Source organism: Draconibacterium sediminis (assembly GCF_000949475.1).
GTDB classification, from domain to species: domain Bacteria; phylum Bacteroidota; class Bacteroidia; order Bacteroidales; family Prolixibacteraceae; genus Draconibacterium; species Draconibacterium sediminis.
In genome coordinates this window covers 221,477-235,039 of sequence record NZ_JRHC01000006.1, presented here as the reverse complement: position 1 = coordinate 235,039, position 13,563 = coordinate 221,477, and the positions used below count along the sequence as shown (strand labels likewise).

10 protein-coding genes are annotated in these 13,563 nt (G+C 41.4%); 5 read left to right on the top strand and 5 right to left on the bottom strand.

The annotated features are described in order from the left end of the window. Positions 1–94 precede the first annotated feature (94 nt). Together LH29_RS19915 and recG are read right to left on the bottom strand one after the other, a co-directional pair. Positions 95–1,090, bottom strand: coding sequence for an aldo/keto reductase (locus LH29_RS19915; protein WP_045033045.1), 996 nt, complete (start codon positions 1,088–1,090; stop codon positions 95–97). Between the two features lie 49 nt (positions 1,091–1,139). After that, positions 1,140–3,242 (bottom strand): ATP-dependent DNA helicase RecG, encoded by a 2,103-nt coding sequence (gene recG / locus LH29_RS19910; RefSeq protein WP_045033044.1) that lies wholly within the window; start codon positions 3,240–3,242, stop codon positions 1,140–1,142. A 364-nt stretch (positions 3,243–3,606) separates the two neighbouring features. Here recG and LH29_RS19905 point away from each other — a divergent pair, with 364 nt between their 5' ends. The 3 genes from LH29_RS19905 (at position 3,607) to LH29_RS19895 (ending at position 5,267) form a co-directional block, all read left to right on the top strand. Continuing rightward, positions 3,607–4,308, top strand: a complete 702-nt coding sequence (locus LH29_RS19905) for an ABC transporter ATP-binding protein (RefSeq protein WP_045033042.1) — start codon at positions 3,607–3,609, stop codon at positions 4,306–4,308. Positions 4,309–4,392: 84 nt separating this feature from the next. Beyond that, positions 4,393–4,950, top strand: coding sequence for a cob(I)yrinic acid a,c-diamide adenosyltransferase (locus tag LH29_RS19900; RefSeq protein ID WP_045033221.1), 558 nt, complete (start codon positions 4,393–4,395; stop codon positions 4,948–4,950). A gap of 95 nt (positions 4,951–5,045) precedes the next feature. Then, positions 5,046–5,267 carry a DUF2795 domain-containing protein gene (locus tag LH29_RS19895; protein WP_038562297.1) on the top strand — a complete coding sequence of 74 codons (222 nt, stop codon included), beginning with the start codon at positions 5,046–5,048 and terminating at the stop codon, positions 5,265–5,267. 59 nt (positions 5,268–5,326) lie between these two features. On the opposite strand, the gene LH29_RS19890 is transcribed toward LH29_RS19895, so the two are convergent. Beyond that, positions 5,327–5,746: a DsrE family protein gene (locus LH29_RS19890; RefSeq protein WP_232302869.1), complete on the bottom strand. Its 420-nt coding sequence runs from the start codon at positions 5,744–5,746 to the stop codon at positions 5,327–5,329. Positions 5,747–5,757: 11 nt separating this feature from the next. Further along, positions 5,758–6,270 carry a YkgJ family cysteine cluster protein gene (locus LH29_RS24100; protein ID WP_052671115.1) on the bottom strand — a complete coding sequence of 171 codons (513 nt, stop codon included), beginning with the start codon at positions 6,268–6,270 and terminating at the stop codon, positions 5,758–5,760. A gap of 268 nt (positions 6,271–6,538) precedes the next feature. Here LH29_RS24100 and LH29_RS19880 point away from each other — a divergent pair, with 268 nt between their 5' ends. Next, a complete protein-coding gene (locus LH29_RS19880) occupies positions 6,539–9,151 on the top strand; it encodes a glycoside hydrolase family 3 C-terminal domain-containing protein (RefSeq protein ID WP_045033041.1) in 2,613 nt (870 codons plus the stop codon). A gap of 254 nt (positions 9,152–9,405) precedes the next feature. Continuing rightward, positions 9,406–10,587: a S8 family serine peptidase gene (locus LH29_RS19875; protein ID WP_045033040.1), complete on the top strand. Its 1,182-nt coding sequence runs from the start codon at positions 9,406–9,408 to the stop codon at positions 10,585–10,587. A gap of 353 nt (positions 10,588–10,940) precedes the next feature. Here the strand turns inward: LH29_RS19875 and LH29_RS19870 are convergent, their stop codons facing one another. Next, the gene (locus LH29_RS19870) at positions 10,941–13,562 is read right to left on the bottom strand and encodes a DUF5916 domain-containing protein (RefSeq protein WP_045033039.1); all 2,622 of its coding nucleotides are present in this window, start codon (positions 13,560–13,562) and stop codon (positions 10,941–10,943) included. Between the last annotated feature and the right edge of the window lies 1 nt (position 13,563).

Here is a 13,563-nt window from a genome sequence, read left to right as displayed (position 1 = left end):
GGAACTAAATTCTTGTGTATAATTTTTATCATCTCAACCATGTCACAATTAGAATCGAACAGATTCCAATATTGGAGATTTGGAAAGCCAAATCTTAGATTTCCAAAACAAGTTGATCAAGTTCATTTCGTATGAAGGTAAACTCTTCATCCGAAATGTTTAACTCTGCAGCTTTCAGATTTTCCAATACCTGTTTTTCATTTCGGGCACCGGCAAGTGCGCAAGTGATTCCGGGTTGGTTTATGGTCCAGTTTAAAGCCAACTGTGCCAGTGTTGCTTGTTTGGCATCAGCAATTGGTTTTATTTTATCCAGAAATGTGTTGATTCGTGACAAGTTCGGTTCTTTAAAAAACGGGGTAGTTGGCCGATGATCACCTTCTGCAAATTTATAACCGGCCGTAATTTTTCCGGTTAAAAGACCTCTTTGCAGCGGGCTGTAGGCAATAATTGCTTTATCATTGGCAATGCAGTACGGAACCACTTCGTCTTCTATACCGCGGTTAACCATGCTGTACGGAACCTGGTTCGATGAAAGTGTAAAATACTTTTCAGCTTTCTCCATTTCGTTCATGGAGTAATTACTTACGCCACCGGCGCGGATTTTCCCCTGATCCTTCAGTATTTCCAGTGCTTCCATAGTTTCTTCAACCGGAGTGGAACTGTCGGGCCAGTGCTGCTGAAAAAGATCAATATAGTCAGTACCAAGTCGTCTTAGACAGTCCTCACATTCCCTTATTACACTTTCTTTGCTGCCCAAACGATACAAGCTTACCTCGTTTCCCTGATTATCAAAAGTTTTTTCGTAATGTATATGACCCGATTTTCGGTCCCACACCAAACCAAACTTGGTTAACAGTTCAACCTTGCTTCGCTTGCCTTTTATGGCTTCTCCAACAAACTCTTCGCTTTGCCCGAAACCGTAAACCGGCGCAGTGTCGATGGTTGTCATGCCGTTTGTAATAGCTGCTTCAATGGCTTTAACCGACTCTTTTTCTTCGGCTCCGCCCCAAAACCATCCGCCAATGGCCCAGGCGCCAAAAGTAATTGGTGTAATTTTTACGTCTGATGCGGGTAACTGTACTTTATTCATGATGTTAAACTTTTCGGGTGAAAATGTCCCGGGAAATTAGGGATAAAAATTAACTTATCGAACTCCAGTCGAAGCTTGTATCCTTTGATGACAAGAGATTTTTAAGAAGCAATTGGTTTTGTTCCTTTTGCAAAAACGGATCGTCGTCGAGAATGTCGTTGGCAATGTTTCTGGCCTTTTGAAGAATCTCGCCGTCTTTTCCGAGATTGGCAATTTTTAGGTCGAAACCCATACCACTTTGCTGTGTGCCTTCCAAATCACCGGGACCACGCAATTTCATATCCACTTCGGCAATTTCAAAACCATCGTTGGTTCGTACCATTGTATCGAGTCGTTTGCGGCTTTCGGTACTGATTTTGTACGACGACATTAAAATACAATACGATTGTTCGGCGCCACGCCCCACACGGCCACGCAGCTGGTGCAACTGCGACAAACCAAAACGTTCGGCACTTTCAATTACCATAACCGCTGCATTTGGTACGTCAACACCCACCTCAATTACGGTTGTGGCAACCATAATCTGCGTTTCGCCACGTTTAAAAGCCTGCATGGCATTTTCTTTAATGTTGGGTTTCATTTTCCCGTGTACCATGCTGATTTTGTAATCGGGAAAAGTCTCAGAAATATGTCGGTAACCTTCTTCCAGGTTTTTCAGGTCCATTTTTTCCGATTCCGAAATCAATGGGTAAACAATATAAACCTGCGTTCCTTTATCAATTTGTTGTTTCAAAAAACGGTTCAGTTGCGCTCTTCTGTTCTCGAAAAAGTGCATGGTTTGTATCGGTTTTCGTCCCGGTGGCAATTCATCAATCACTGATACTTCCAGGTCGCCGTAAACGGTCATGGCCAATGTTCGCGGTATCGGTGTGGCTGTCATTACCAAAATATGTGGTGGAATCAGATCATTCTTTTTCCAGAGTTTTGCCCGTTGAGCTACACCAAAACGATGCTGCTCGTCGACAATAACAAGTCCCAGCCGTTTAAAACTTACCGTATCTTCAATCAATGCGTGGGTACCAATAATAATTTGCATTTCGCCCGATTGCAGTGCGGCGTGCAATTCACGGCGCTGTTTGGCTTTTGTCGATCCGGTAAGCAAGCCAACGTTTATACCCATGCCATCCAGCATTCGTGAAATGGATTGATAGTGTTGCTGGGCTAAAATTTCTGTTGGGGCCATTAAACAACTCTGGAATTCGTTGTCCATAGCCAACAGCATGGTCATTAATGCCACCAACGTTTTGCCACTTCCCACGTCGCCCTGCAGCAAACGGTTCATCTGGGACGTTCCGTTAACATCGCGCCGGATTTCCTTGATCACCTTTTTTTGTGCATTGGTAAGATCAAAAGGCAGGTATTTTTCGTAAAACGTATTGAAATTAAAGCCAACTTTTTCAAAATGAAATCCTTTGAATTTTTGATTTCTGTTATGTTTTAACGCCAGTATTTTCAGCTGAATAAAAAACAGCTCCTCAAATTTTAATCGAAAGGTGGCGTTTTTTAGTTCAATTGGTTTTTCCGGTTTGTGAATGGCAGAGAGTGCCTGCTCAAGCGGCATTAATTTTAGCTCGCGGGTGAGGTATTCGGGCAGAGTTTCTTTGATTTTTCCCTTTGCCAGCCCAAGCAAGGTTAGCTGAAATTTGTTAATGGTTTTCGAGGTGAGAAACTGCTTTTTCATTTTCTCGGTGGTGTTGTAATGCCCCTGAAAAAGCCCGATTGGCTTTAACTGCATTTCCTGCTCGGTTTCCATTTCGGGGTGGACCACACTAATGCGGCCACTAAACAAAGCCGGCTTGCCAAAAACAATATAGGTTTTGTTAATAAGGAGTTGCTCTTTTTGCCATTTTATACCCCTGAACCACACCAGTTCTATGGTGCCGGTGTTATCCGAAAAACGGGCAACAAGCCGCTGTTTGCTTCCGGTACCAACGGTTTCCATCGAGCGCAAAACGCCTTTCACCTGTATGTATGCCATCTCGGTGTTAATGTCGGAAATATTATAAAATTTGGTGCGGTCGATGTATTTGTATGGATAATAATATATCAAATCGCTAAAGGTTTTTATTTTCAGCTCTTTGAATAAAATTTCCGCACGTTTTGGCCCCACGCCGGGTAAAAATTTTATTTCCTGATCGAGAAATTCTGGCATGCAGCAAATATACATATTCACACAAATTGCGGCAACAGCGAATAATACCGAAATATTCAAAAGAAATTAACTGTTGGGTACAGTTTTTGTAATAAAGCGAAAAGTTTTACCATTTGTATTTCAAAGTGAGCCTTAAACGAAATGGTGAAATTATCCCGATATTTCGGGAGTTAATGCCGATTGAAAGGAGGAATTATCTGAAATAAAGCTTAATTTGATTTCACATCGGTATTACTTATGATAATAAATCTTAAAAAATGCTATTTCCAGTCTGAGAACAGCTGGAAAATCATATTTTTAACAACGATTCGTTCGTTACATGTAATGCGACTAAAAAAATACTACAAATACATAAAATAAAGCTATGCCGGAAAAAATTATTCATCTCGAGAACATTGTAAAAATATATAAGGTTGGAACGCAGGAAGTTCGCGCCCTTCGTTCGGTTTCTATTGATATTTATAAAGGAGAATATGTTGCCATTATGGGGGCCTCGGGTTCGGGAAAATCAACCTTAATGAACATTATAGGCTGTTTGGACACTCCAACCAGTGGAAAATATGTGTTGAACGGAAATGATGTGAGCAGCCTGTCGGATGATAGTTTGGCAGAAATAAGAAACTCGGAGATCGGTTTTGTATTCCAGGTATTTAACCTTTTACCACGTAACTCAGCTCTTGAAAACGTAATGTTGCCACTGGTTTATGCCGGAAAGCGCAAGGCCGAACGCAAACAAATGGCCGAAGCCACCCTTGTTGATGTAGGTTTGGAAGACCGTATGGAACACAAACCCAACGAATTGTCGGGAGGACAACGCCAACGTGTGGCCATTGCCCGTGCGCTGGTAAATAAGCCTGCTTTGCTTTTGGCCGATGAGCCAACCGGTAACCTCGATTCAAAAATTTCGGAAGAAATTATGAAGCTTTTTGCTGAAATTCACCGAAAGGGGAATACCTTGGTTATGGTAACCCACGAAGAAGATATTGCCGAGCACGCACATCGTATTATTCGGTTAAAAGACGGAGAAGTGGAGTCGGATATAATTAATGAGAATCCGATTTATTAACTTTGTAAAATCGTTTACGATATTATATCCCGAATGGTAAACATCTCGGGATTTTTTATGTTCTTCAATTACAAAAGAATTAACATGTCAGGAGATTTTAAAATATATACAAAAACCGGCGACGACGGTACAACCGGACTTGTTGGTGGCAGCCGTGTTAAAAAATACGATCTGCGTTTAGAGAGTTACGGAACGGTTGATGAATTAAATGCGTGTATCGGTGTCATCCGATCATTCGATATTGATCCGGCAGTGAAAGATTTACTGCTAAAAATTCAACATAAACTTTTCAACATTGGTTCGCGCCTGGCTTCGGATGAAAAAGGGCAGGAGTACACCGCGCAACTCATTGTTAAAAATGAAGATATTGAGGTGTTGGAGAAAGCAATTGATTCGTACCACGAAACGTTGCCCGAACTGCGGAATTTTATCCTACCGGGAGGGGAACTGTCAGCAGCTCAGTGCCATATGGCACGAACTATATGCCGAAGGGCAGAGCGCCGAATCGTTGAATTCTCAGAACAAACACCTGTTCAGTCCGAACTAATAAAGTATATTAACCGGCTTTCGGATTATCTGTTTGTATTGGCCCGAAAACTCGCTCATGATAAAGGAATTGACGAAACAACCTGGCAGTATTGATATTTTTTTTTCAGGAAAGTTTTTTCGTATTTATTTTTTGTTATATTCGCGCCAAAGTAAAAAATCGAGTTTAACCACATAAAAACTGTAGACACATGTATTGGACTCTGGAATTAGCATCGAAGTTAGAAGATGCACCTTGGCCGGCAACAAAAGACGAGTTAATTGATTATGCAATACGTTCGGGTGCTCCGCTTGAAGTAATTGAAAACTTGCAGGAGATTGAGGATGAAGGTGAGATGTACGAAAGTATTGAGGATATTTGGCCGGATTATCCAAGTAAGGATGATTTCTTTTTTAACGAAGATGAATACTAGCAATAAAATGATAGTATATAAAGCATCCGTCTGATGGCGGATGCTTTTTTTATTTCTTTTTAGAGGCTTAAAGTTTTCCAGCCTTCTTTTAAGTAGTCGGATAACGGAACGCCCATTCCTTTAACATCAACACCCATTTCGGCTAATTTTTCGTCAACTTCGTACATCTTGGCGCAGTATAAACACGCTTCGATTTTTACGCCTGCTTCCTGCATCTTTTTAATGTAATCCTGTATCATTTTATTTTCGGCAGCCAGTTTTGCCGATGGTCCCCAAATAATCAGAACCACCTCGTCGAACCAACCTTGTTTTTTGGCATTGTAGGTGTACATAAAAGCCATTTTTTCGGCCACGTCCGGATCGCCGCTGGTCCACAGCACCGCCAGTTTGTTTTTATTTTCCTCCATTGGTTTGTTGTTTGTTGCCATTGCTACACTGCAAAGCAGGATTAAAAATACGAGTACTAAATTACGTTTCATAGTCTAAGATTTTAAATGTGTTTTGCCAATTCTTTTATTGGAATTAAATCAAGCTCCGAGTAGTTGGATAATTGATTTTTAGCAATAAACTCTTTATTCAACAAATAGAGTTTGCTGTTAAATTTATCTTGCGGAAAGGTGTTCTCTTCCGAAAATTCTTCCATGTCAAATTCCGTAAAGTTAAGTTCGCAAGCCGATAATTCCCATCCATTTTCTTCATTCATATATAACAACGGAAGACCGTGTGTTCTGCAAATAATCGGTCGGTTGTCATAAATTTCGCATTGGTGGTTATTTAGAAAAATACAACTTGATTCATCTTTCTCGGTATTAAAGATAGGTTTATCCTTACGATCTTTTAGCGCTTTAACAATGCTATAAAATTCTACCGGAAAAATGCTGTAATCCATACAACACAGATCGCAGCCTGCTTTACATTTCATATGTTTTTTGTGTTGCGTTTCCAGTTTTTCCGATAATTCGTCAATAATCTTTCGTAACGTTTTGTATGCTGTAAAATCCATATTTTTCTATTGTTTTTGAAATAGCAAAGGTAAGCAATCAAATGAAAGTGAAAGAAATGGAAAATTTACCCGTCATTAAAACAGAAGTGTCTTTTTTTGGAAAGCAAATCCCTCAATTAGTCGTATATTTGTAATCTTTTGCAGAATAGAACAGAATAGTAATTTATGAAATAAAACGAGCACGCAATAAAATTTAAACCACAAGGAATAAAAAAGTGCATGCGTGTTATGTCTGTTGCCAACTAAAAAATAGAACAATTATAAACAGATGAAAAAATCAATTTTAAACCTAATTCTAATTTTTTGTGCTTTTGCAGTATTTGCACAAAATGAAAATCTCGACTTTTTAGATCCGGCGCTTCCAATGGAGGAGCGTGTTGAATTACTGGTGTCGCAAATGACCCTGCAGGAAAAAGTTGATCAGTTGGAGTACACTTCAAAAGCGGTTGACCGCTTGCAAGTACCGGAATACAACTGGTGGAACGAGTGTTTACACGGAGTGGCAAGGGCCGGTTACGCAACGGTTTATCCGCAGTCGATAAGTATTGCTGCCTCGTGGGACGCCGATTTGTTAAACCGGGTAGCAGTGGCTATTTCAGACGAAGCACGTGCAAAACATCATGAGTTTGTTCGTCGCGACAAAAGGGGCATTTACCAGGGACTTACTTTTTGGTCACCTAATATCAACATCTTCCGCGATCCGCGTTGGGGACGTGGACACGAAACTTATGGTGAAGATCCGTATCTCACCGGAATTTTGGGAACCCGGTTTGTAAAAGGGCTTCAGGGCGATGATCCGAAATACCTGAAAGTAGTGGCTACCGCAAAACATTATGCAGTACACTCAGGGCCGGAACCTTTGCGTCACGAATTTAATGCGCTGGTAAGCGAACGCGATTTACGCGAGACTTATTTGCCGGCATTTCGCATGTTGGTGAAAGACGGAGGAGCGTATTCGGTAATGGGCGCGTACAACCAGTTCCGCGGAGTTCCGTGTTGTGCCAGCGATGAACTAATTGGCATTTTACGCAACGACTGGGGATTTGATGGTTACATTGTGTCTGACTGTTGGGCTATTTCCGATTTTTTTACTTTTCAGGATTTCTCGGAAGATGCCGCAGAAGCAGCGGCTGTGGCTGTTAAAGCCGGTACCGATTTGAATTGTGGAAATTCATACCGTCATCTTATCGAGGCTGTTGAGCGCGGTTTGATCACGGAAGATGAAATTGATATTGCCGTAAAGCGCTTGTTTACGGCCCGTTTTAAGCTGGGAATGTTCGATCCGAATGAAGACGTGCCTTACGCACAAATTCCATTTTCGGTGAATACATCGAAAGAGAATAATGAGCTGGCACTGGAAGCAGCACGAAAAAGTATTGTTTTACTGAAAAACCAGGATAAAACATTACCGCTTTCAAAAGACATTAAAACACTTGCTGTTATTGGCCCAAATGCTGATAACTGGGAGTCGCTGGTTGGAAACTACAATGGTATTGCCAAAAATCCGGTAACCGTGTTAAAAGGATTACAAAATAAATTGCCGAACACCAAAATACTTTATGCCGAAGGAAGTCATTTGGCCAAAGGAGTTAGTAACCTTAATGCGATTCCTGCAGAGTTTTTGCAAACCGAAGATGGTACACAAGGTGTAATAGGAGAGTATTTTAATAATGCAGAACTGGAAGGCGAACCAATGTTTACCCGAATTGATGGAAATATAAATTTTTACTGGGAAGCTGATGCGCCGACACCTGAGATGAATGACGATAATTTTAGTGTGCGTTGGACAGGCTACATTGTTCCTCCGGTGAGTGGTGAGTACCGGATTGGATGTTGGGGAATGCCAAAACTCGATATTTGGCTTGAAGGAGAAAAGTTACTAAGTCATAAATCCGAGCACCATGCCTTTCATCACGAAAAGGCTGTAAAAATGGAGGCTGGTAAAAAGTATAAATTTGTTTATGAATACGCCAACTTTCATGGCGAAGGAGATGCCAAACTGTTGTGGGCCATGCCAAACCAAAACTTAAAACAGGAAGCCGTTGAAGTAGCTCAAAAAGCTGATGCTGTTGTTTTGGTACTTGGCCTTTCGCAACGCCTCGAAGGCGAAGAAATGGAATTGAAAGTAGATGGTTTTGAAGGCGGCGATCGTACACATTTAAAACTTCCGGCAACACAACGCGAATTGATGAAAGCCATTGAAGCAACCGGTAAACCGGTAATTCTTGTTTTACTAAACGGAAGTGCATTGGCTGTTAACTGGGCCGACGAAAACCTGGAAGCAATTATTACAGCAGGTTATCCGGGGCAGGAGGGCGGAAACGCTGTTGCCGATGTGTTGATGGGCGATTATAATCCGGCCGGACGTTTGCCGGTTACCTACTATAAATCGGTTGATCAACTACCACCGTTTGAAGAATATGATATGAAGAACCGCACTTACAAGTACTTCAATGGTGAACCGTTATATCCTTTTGGCTACGGATTGAGTTATACTTCTTTTACTTATTCAGATGTAAAACTGGCAAAGCAGGCCAAAATTGGCGATACCATTGAAATTAGTGCCAAAGTAACCAATATCGGAGATGCAGCAGGCGAAGAGGTTGTTCAGATCTACCTAAAAGACATGGTCGCATCAACACCACGACCGAAATATCAGTTAGAGGGTTTTCAGCGAATTGCGTTAAAACCGGGTGAAACAAAAACGGTGAAGTTTGTACTTGAACCTCGTCAGTTTTCCATTATTGGCTCCAATGATAAGCGGGTAATCGAACCCGGAGATTTTACACTTTTTGTTGGGGGAAGTCAGCCCGAAGGAAAAGGGAAAAATGGTATTTCAAAAACAATTGAATTGAAAGGAAAGAACACTTTTATTGAATAGGGTAAAAATTATCCAACATCGAAAAAGGTCTGCTAACATCTGATTAGCAGACCTTTTTTTTTGCTCTTCTATTAAAAAACGATTTTTAATAGAGAAATATGATCTGCAATAAAAGTGTTGATTTTGCTGGCGATTTGTTTAAATAATGAACATATAGTTGAATTAGAGAAGAGGCTACTATAGGAAATAATGAAATTATGTTATAAATTACAATAAAACCAATCGCTGTTTAATTGTTAAAACCTTTATTAATCATGAAAAAGTATTTAGTTTTAATTGTAATGGCACTGGCCATTGTAATTGTTTCTTGTGAAAAAACGGATGAGATTTCTGTAACAAACCCCGACCAGGTGGAGTTTATAACTCATTCTGAAGTGGTGATCCCCGGGCAATATATTGTATTGCTCGAATCCTCTAATTTAAAATCTGCTTATAAAAGTAAAGCTGAAGCAGATCGTGCAGTAGCAACAAAAGCGCTAAAAATAAGCAACGCTGCTCACATCAATTTGGGTGAGCCCAAAATGGTGTACAGCCAGGCTATTGAGGGTTTAGTTGTAAATATTTCTGAAAAGGAAGCCAAGGCCTTAAAATCTGCTGATGGTGTTGCCGGTGTTTACGCTGATAAAATGGTAACCTTGGCTAAACCGGGAACTCTTCCTTCCGATCCTCCTGCCGAAACAGTTCCTTATGGAATTACAAGAGTTGGTGGTGGAACAACATACACCGGGTCTAATAAAGCATGGATAATTGATACCGGTATCGATATGGATCACCCTGACCTGAATGTTGATCAAACGCTGGGTGCTACATTTATCACCAGAACTACAACGCCGGAAGATGATAATGGACACGGATCTCATTGTGCAGGTATAGTTGCAGCAATCGACAACGAAATTGGAGTTGTTGGTGTAGCAGCAGGCGCAACCGTTGTTCCGGTTAAAGTTCTGGATAGAAAAGGTTCCGGAGCTTATTCGGTAATTATTGCCGGAGTTGATTATGTTGCTGCAAATGCCGATCCCGGTGATGCAGCAAATATGAGTTTAGGCGGTGGTGTTTATGAACCCATCGACCTGGCTGTTGCCAATCTTGGCGCACAAGGTATATACGTGGCACTTGCTGCCGGAAATGAATCAGATGATGCCGAAAACCATTCGCCGGCAAGAACTGAAGGAGTTAATATCTATACCATTTCGGCAATGGATAGCAATGACTACTGGGCTTATTTTTCAAATTATGGTGAACATGTTGATTACTGCGCTCCCGGAGTAAGCATTCTTTCTTGTTACAAAAGTGGTGGTTTTGCAACCATGAGCGGAACATCAATGGCTGCACCACATGTTTGTGGATTGTTGCTGGCAACCGACGGACATCTGTCAACCGATGGATATGTATCCGGCGATCCTGATGGCGACGCAGATCCAATTGCGCATATGTAGTTAAAATAATCAAATATAAACCCCGATTGGTAAAATAAAAGGCGCAGTTATTAGCTGCGCCTTTTTTAACCTGAATTCGATTCTAAAATAATACACAGCTTTAGCTATTTTTGATTAGAAACTCCCTCCAGTTTTCGCAGAACTATTGGGATAATACAAGAAAAATGGAGGGAGTTTATTGCAAAAAGAGCAAAGCCCGAAGGAAAGTCCTTCTCACGCCATCTTTACATTTAGAATTTCTCGAAATAACCCGTTATTACTTCTTAATTCTAAATACAAATCTGACGTAATTATGACTTTCTGTGAAAATATTTTAGAAACGAACTCAGGTTAATTACCCTTCGCATAGTAAGCTATCTTCCAATTCGGTACGAAAATTTTACCAGGAAGACATTATGAGGTTTCTCATCAAAGAGATCAGATAAGTCGTTACCAAAATCAAAGTTCCCCCTGTTGTCATAACAGCCACGGTTTTGAGACCATACCAGGTAAATCATCGAGCCGGGACGATACTCCCAGCGAACTACCAGGTTTGATAAGAACTCTTTTACATTAAAATCGGGATTGTCAAAACTATAATCGGTTTGGCCATTTAAGGTTTCATCAATGTGGTATACACTGTTCTCGGTGTCGTAAGTAATCTGCTCACCCGAGTACAATGCAAACCGGTCGTTTATATCATCTGCTTTACTATCAGTTATGTATTTAAACGCATCGTAGTCTCCCGTTGCAATAAAAGGCTGTCCCCAAAATTGCACGGTCAAATCAGGCGTTACATTATAATTTATCCGAATCGATGTACTGAACGTTTTTTGCTGAATGGTTCCCATTATGTAACGTTTGTCGTTCATGTGGTCTTGCTGCGTAATATACTGAAGCTGATTGTCGCTTACGCCGAATTCCGGACTAATTTCAATTTGCATGGCCTTAACGGGGCGGTATCCAAATTCTACCTCAAAGCTTTTTCTCGAGTAGTAACCTTTTTCGTTACTCCAGTTCATTCCTCCATCGGCTCCGTATGTGAATTTCTTCTGTGGGTTGGAAAATAAACCGGCATAAAAACTGTGATTTCCGGGAGTTTTCATCGCCGGGCCGCCACGTAGTGCCGAATGCGAAAGCTGCTCGCCGTTAAAATTTATACTTGAAAAGGCCCGCCAAAAATTATTAAACTGGGTGTGCCCGTTAATATTACCGCCGGCACCCAATAAATTGCCGCCAAAATCATAACCAGTCCACTGGTTAAAGTTAAGGCCCATACTTCTGAAAATAGAGAAGGGCTCGTACCATCGATATCCTACCCAAAAGGCTTGCATAATCTCGTCAACCTCGGGTGTGTAACCAATATCATTAATTTCCAGTCCCGGCGATTTCCAGCTAAATATTCCGACAAACTTCAACTTCCCACCGGTTTTACCGATATTGAATTTTCCACCGGTGCCCGAAAGTGAAGTTCTTGATGAATCGAGTGTTACATAATCGGCATCAGGGCGTTGATAAGTTCGCGAATAGGAAGTTTGCGTGTTAAGAATCGCTTCTTCGCTACCTTCAACACGGCTAAAATATACTCCACCGTCTACAAACCAATCTTTGTTGTGCCATTTGTGTACAAAATCAACACCGCCCGTGTAGGCGCTTTTATGCAGAAAATCGAGATGCTCATCATTTATATTTCTGTTAACGGCGGTAAGCATTCCGCCTATATAAGTATTGCCCTCGTCAAAATCCTTTTGAACTCTGCCTACAAAATAATTGGTTAAGGGCTCAACCACCTCGGTTTTGTTGCCCGAAATGCCTTTTATTTCAGCTTCTTCTTCAGCAGTTACACTTTCAATTACCCCGATCGACCAACCGCTTTTTGTTTTTCCGGTTATTTTGGCTGCACCCAGTATACGTGTAAAATCAGGTGTGTCGGCATATTCATCATTTGCCAGATCGGGAGAATGATTGGGGCGTCGTCCGATACGGCGCGAGTAAAACAGGTTATTGGCCGATTGATCGCCATCGCCAAAAGCAAGTTTGTACGACAGGATATTGTTACCCTCGATAAAAAACGGTCGCTTCTCTCTGAAGAAGGTTTCGTAAGTACTTAGGTTTACCTGCGACGGGTCGGCTTCAACCTGCCCAAAGTCGGGGTTGATCGTTAAATCCATCGTCAGGTAGTTGGTGAGACCGATTTTGGCATCTAAACCGGCATCAAAACCATTTGATTTTCCCGATTTCAGAAATGGATTTTCAGGCTCCTTTTCAAAACGTTCAGTACGGGCAACCATATACGGAGTTACATTCAGCGAGTTTTGTGGTTTTATATTTTCAATTCCCCGTAAAATACCAAACTGCGAGGTAAAACCAGCCGTTTCGCGTTTCATGGGTTGCCACGACGAAAGTTCGTCTTCCCTGAAAATATAGCGCAATACATTCAGTCCCCAAATCTGTTCGTCGTTTTCATCAAACCGCAATTGGGTGAGGGGAATCCTCATTTCTGCGTTCCATCCGTTTTTAGTTATTGATGTTTTTGCATACCAAATCGGGTCCCAGGTATCGTCTTCGTTATCGCCATCATTGGTACTTACCATATCCGAACGTACTCCTGCTGCCGATACTATAAATGCAAATGAGGTTCGTTTGTCAAAATACGAGTCGATATAAACGCCGGCAAGATCGCCATCTGTCTCATCTCGTCGGGTCATGCGCATGGAAATACTGTCCGGATCATCGAACGATCGTATAGCCACATAAAGGTTGTTGGCATCGTATAAAATGGCATATTCTGTTTGCCGGGTCGGCTCTTCTCCTTCGTTGGGTTCATGTTGAATAAAGTCGTTTTCCCAATTGGCATTTTGCCATTCCGGTTCGTCAAAAACGCCGTTGACAGAAATGTCCATCTCATCAGCGGTACTGGCTTTATAGGTTCTTTTTTCCTGTGCCGATGTTGCATAAAAAAACAACAATAAGCATAGGATGGCAGCAATTTTCATA

What these genes read in the sequence shown, in the direction of transcription:
- LH29_RS19915 (WP_045033045.1), bottom strand. Translation starts at nt 1,090, where the DNA reads ATGAATAAAGTACAGTTACCCGCATCAGACGTAAAAATTACACCAATT.
- recG (WP_045033044.1), bottom strand. Translation starts at nt 3,242, where the DNA reads ATGCCAGAATTTCTCGATCAGGAAATAAAATTTTTACCCGGCGTGGGG.
- LH29_RS19905 (WP_045033042.1), top strand. Translation starts at nt 3,607, where the DNA reads ATGCCGGAAAAAATTATTCATCTCGAGAACATTGTAAAAATATATAAG.
- LH29_RS19900 (WP_045033221.1), top strand. Translation starts at nt 4,393, where the DNA reads ATGTCAGGAGATTTTAAAATATATACAAAAACCGGCGACGACGGTACA.
- LH29_RS19895 (WP_038562297.1), top strand. Translation starts at nt 5,046, where the DNA reads ATGTATTGGACTCTGGAATTAGCATCGAAGTTAGAAGATGCACCTTGG.
- LH29_RS19890 (WP_232302869.1), bottom strand. Translation starts at nt 5,746, where the DNA reads ATGAAACGTAATTTAGTACTCGTATTTTTAATCCTGCTTTGCAGTGTA.
- LH29_RS24100 (WP_052671115.1), bottom strand. Translation starts at nt 6,270, where the DNA reads ATGGATTTTACAGCATACAAAACGTTACGAAAGATTATTGACGAATTA.
- LH29_RS19880 (WP_045033041.1), top strand. Translation starts at nt 6,539, where the DNA reads ATGAAAAAATCAATTTTAAACCTAATTCTAATTTTTTGTGCTTTTGCA.
- LH29_RS19875 (WP_045033040.1), top strand. Translation starts at nt 9,406, where the DNA reads ATGAAAAAGTATTTAGTTTTAATTGTAATGGCACTGGCCATTGTAATT.
- LH29_RS19870 (WP_045033039.1), bottom strand. Translation starts at nt 13,562, where the DNA reads ATGAAAATTGCTGCCATCCTATGCTTATTGTTGTTTTTTTATGCAACA.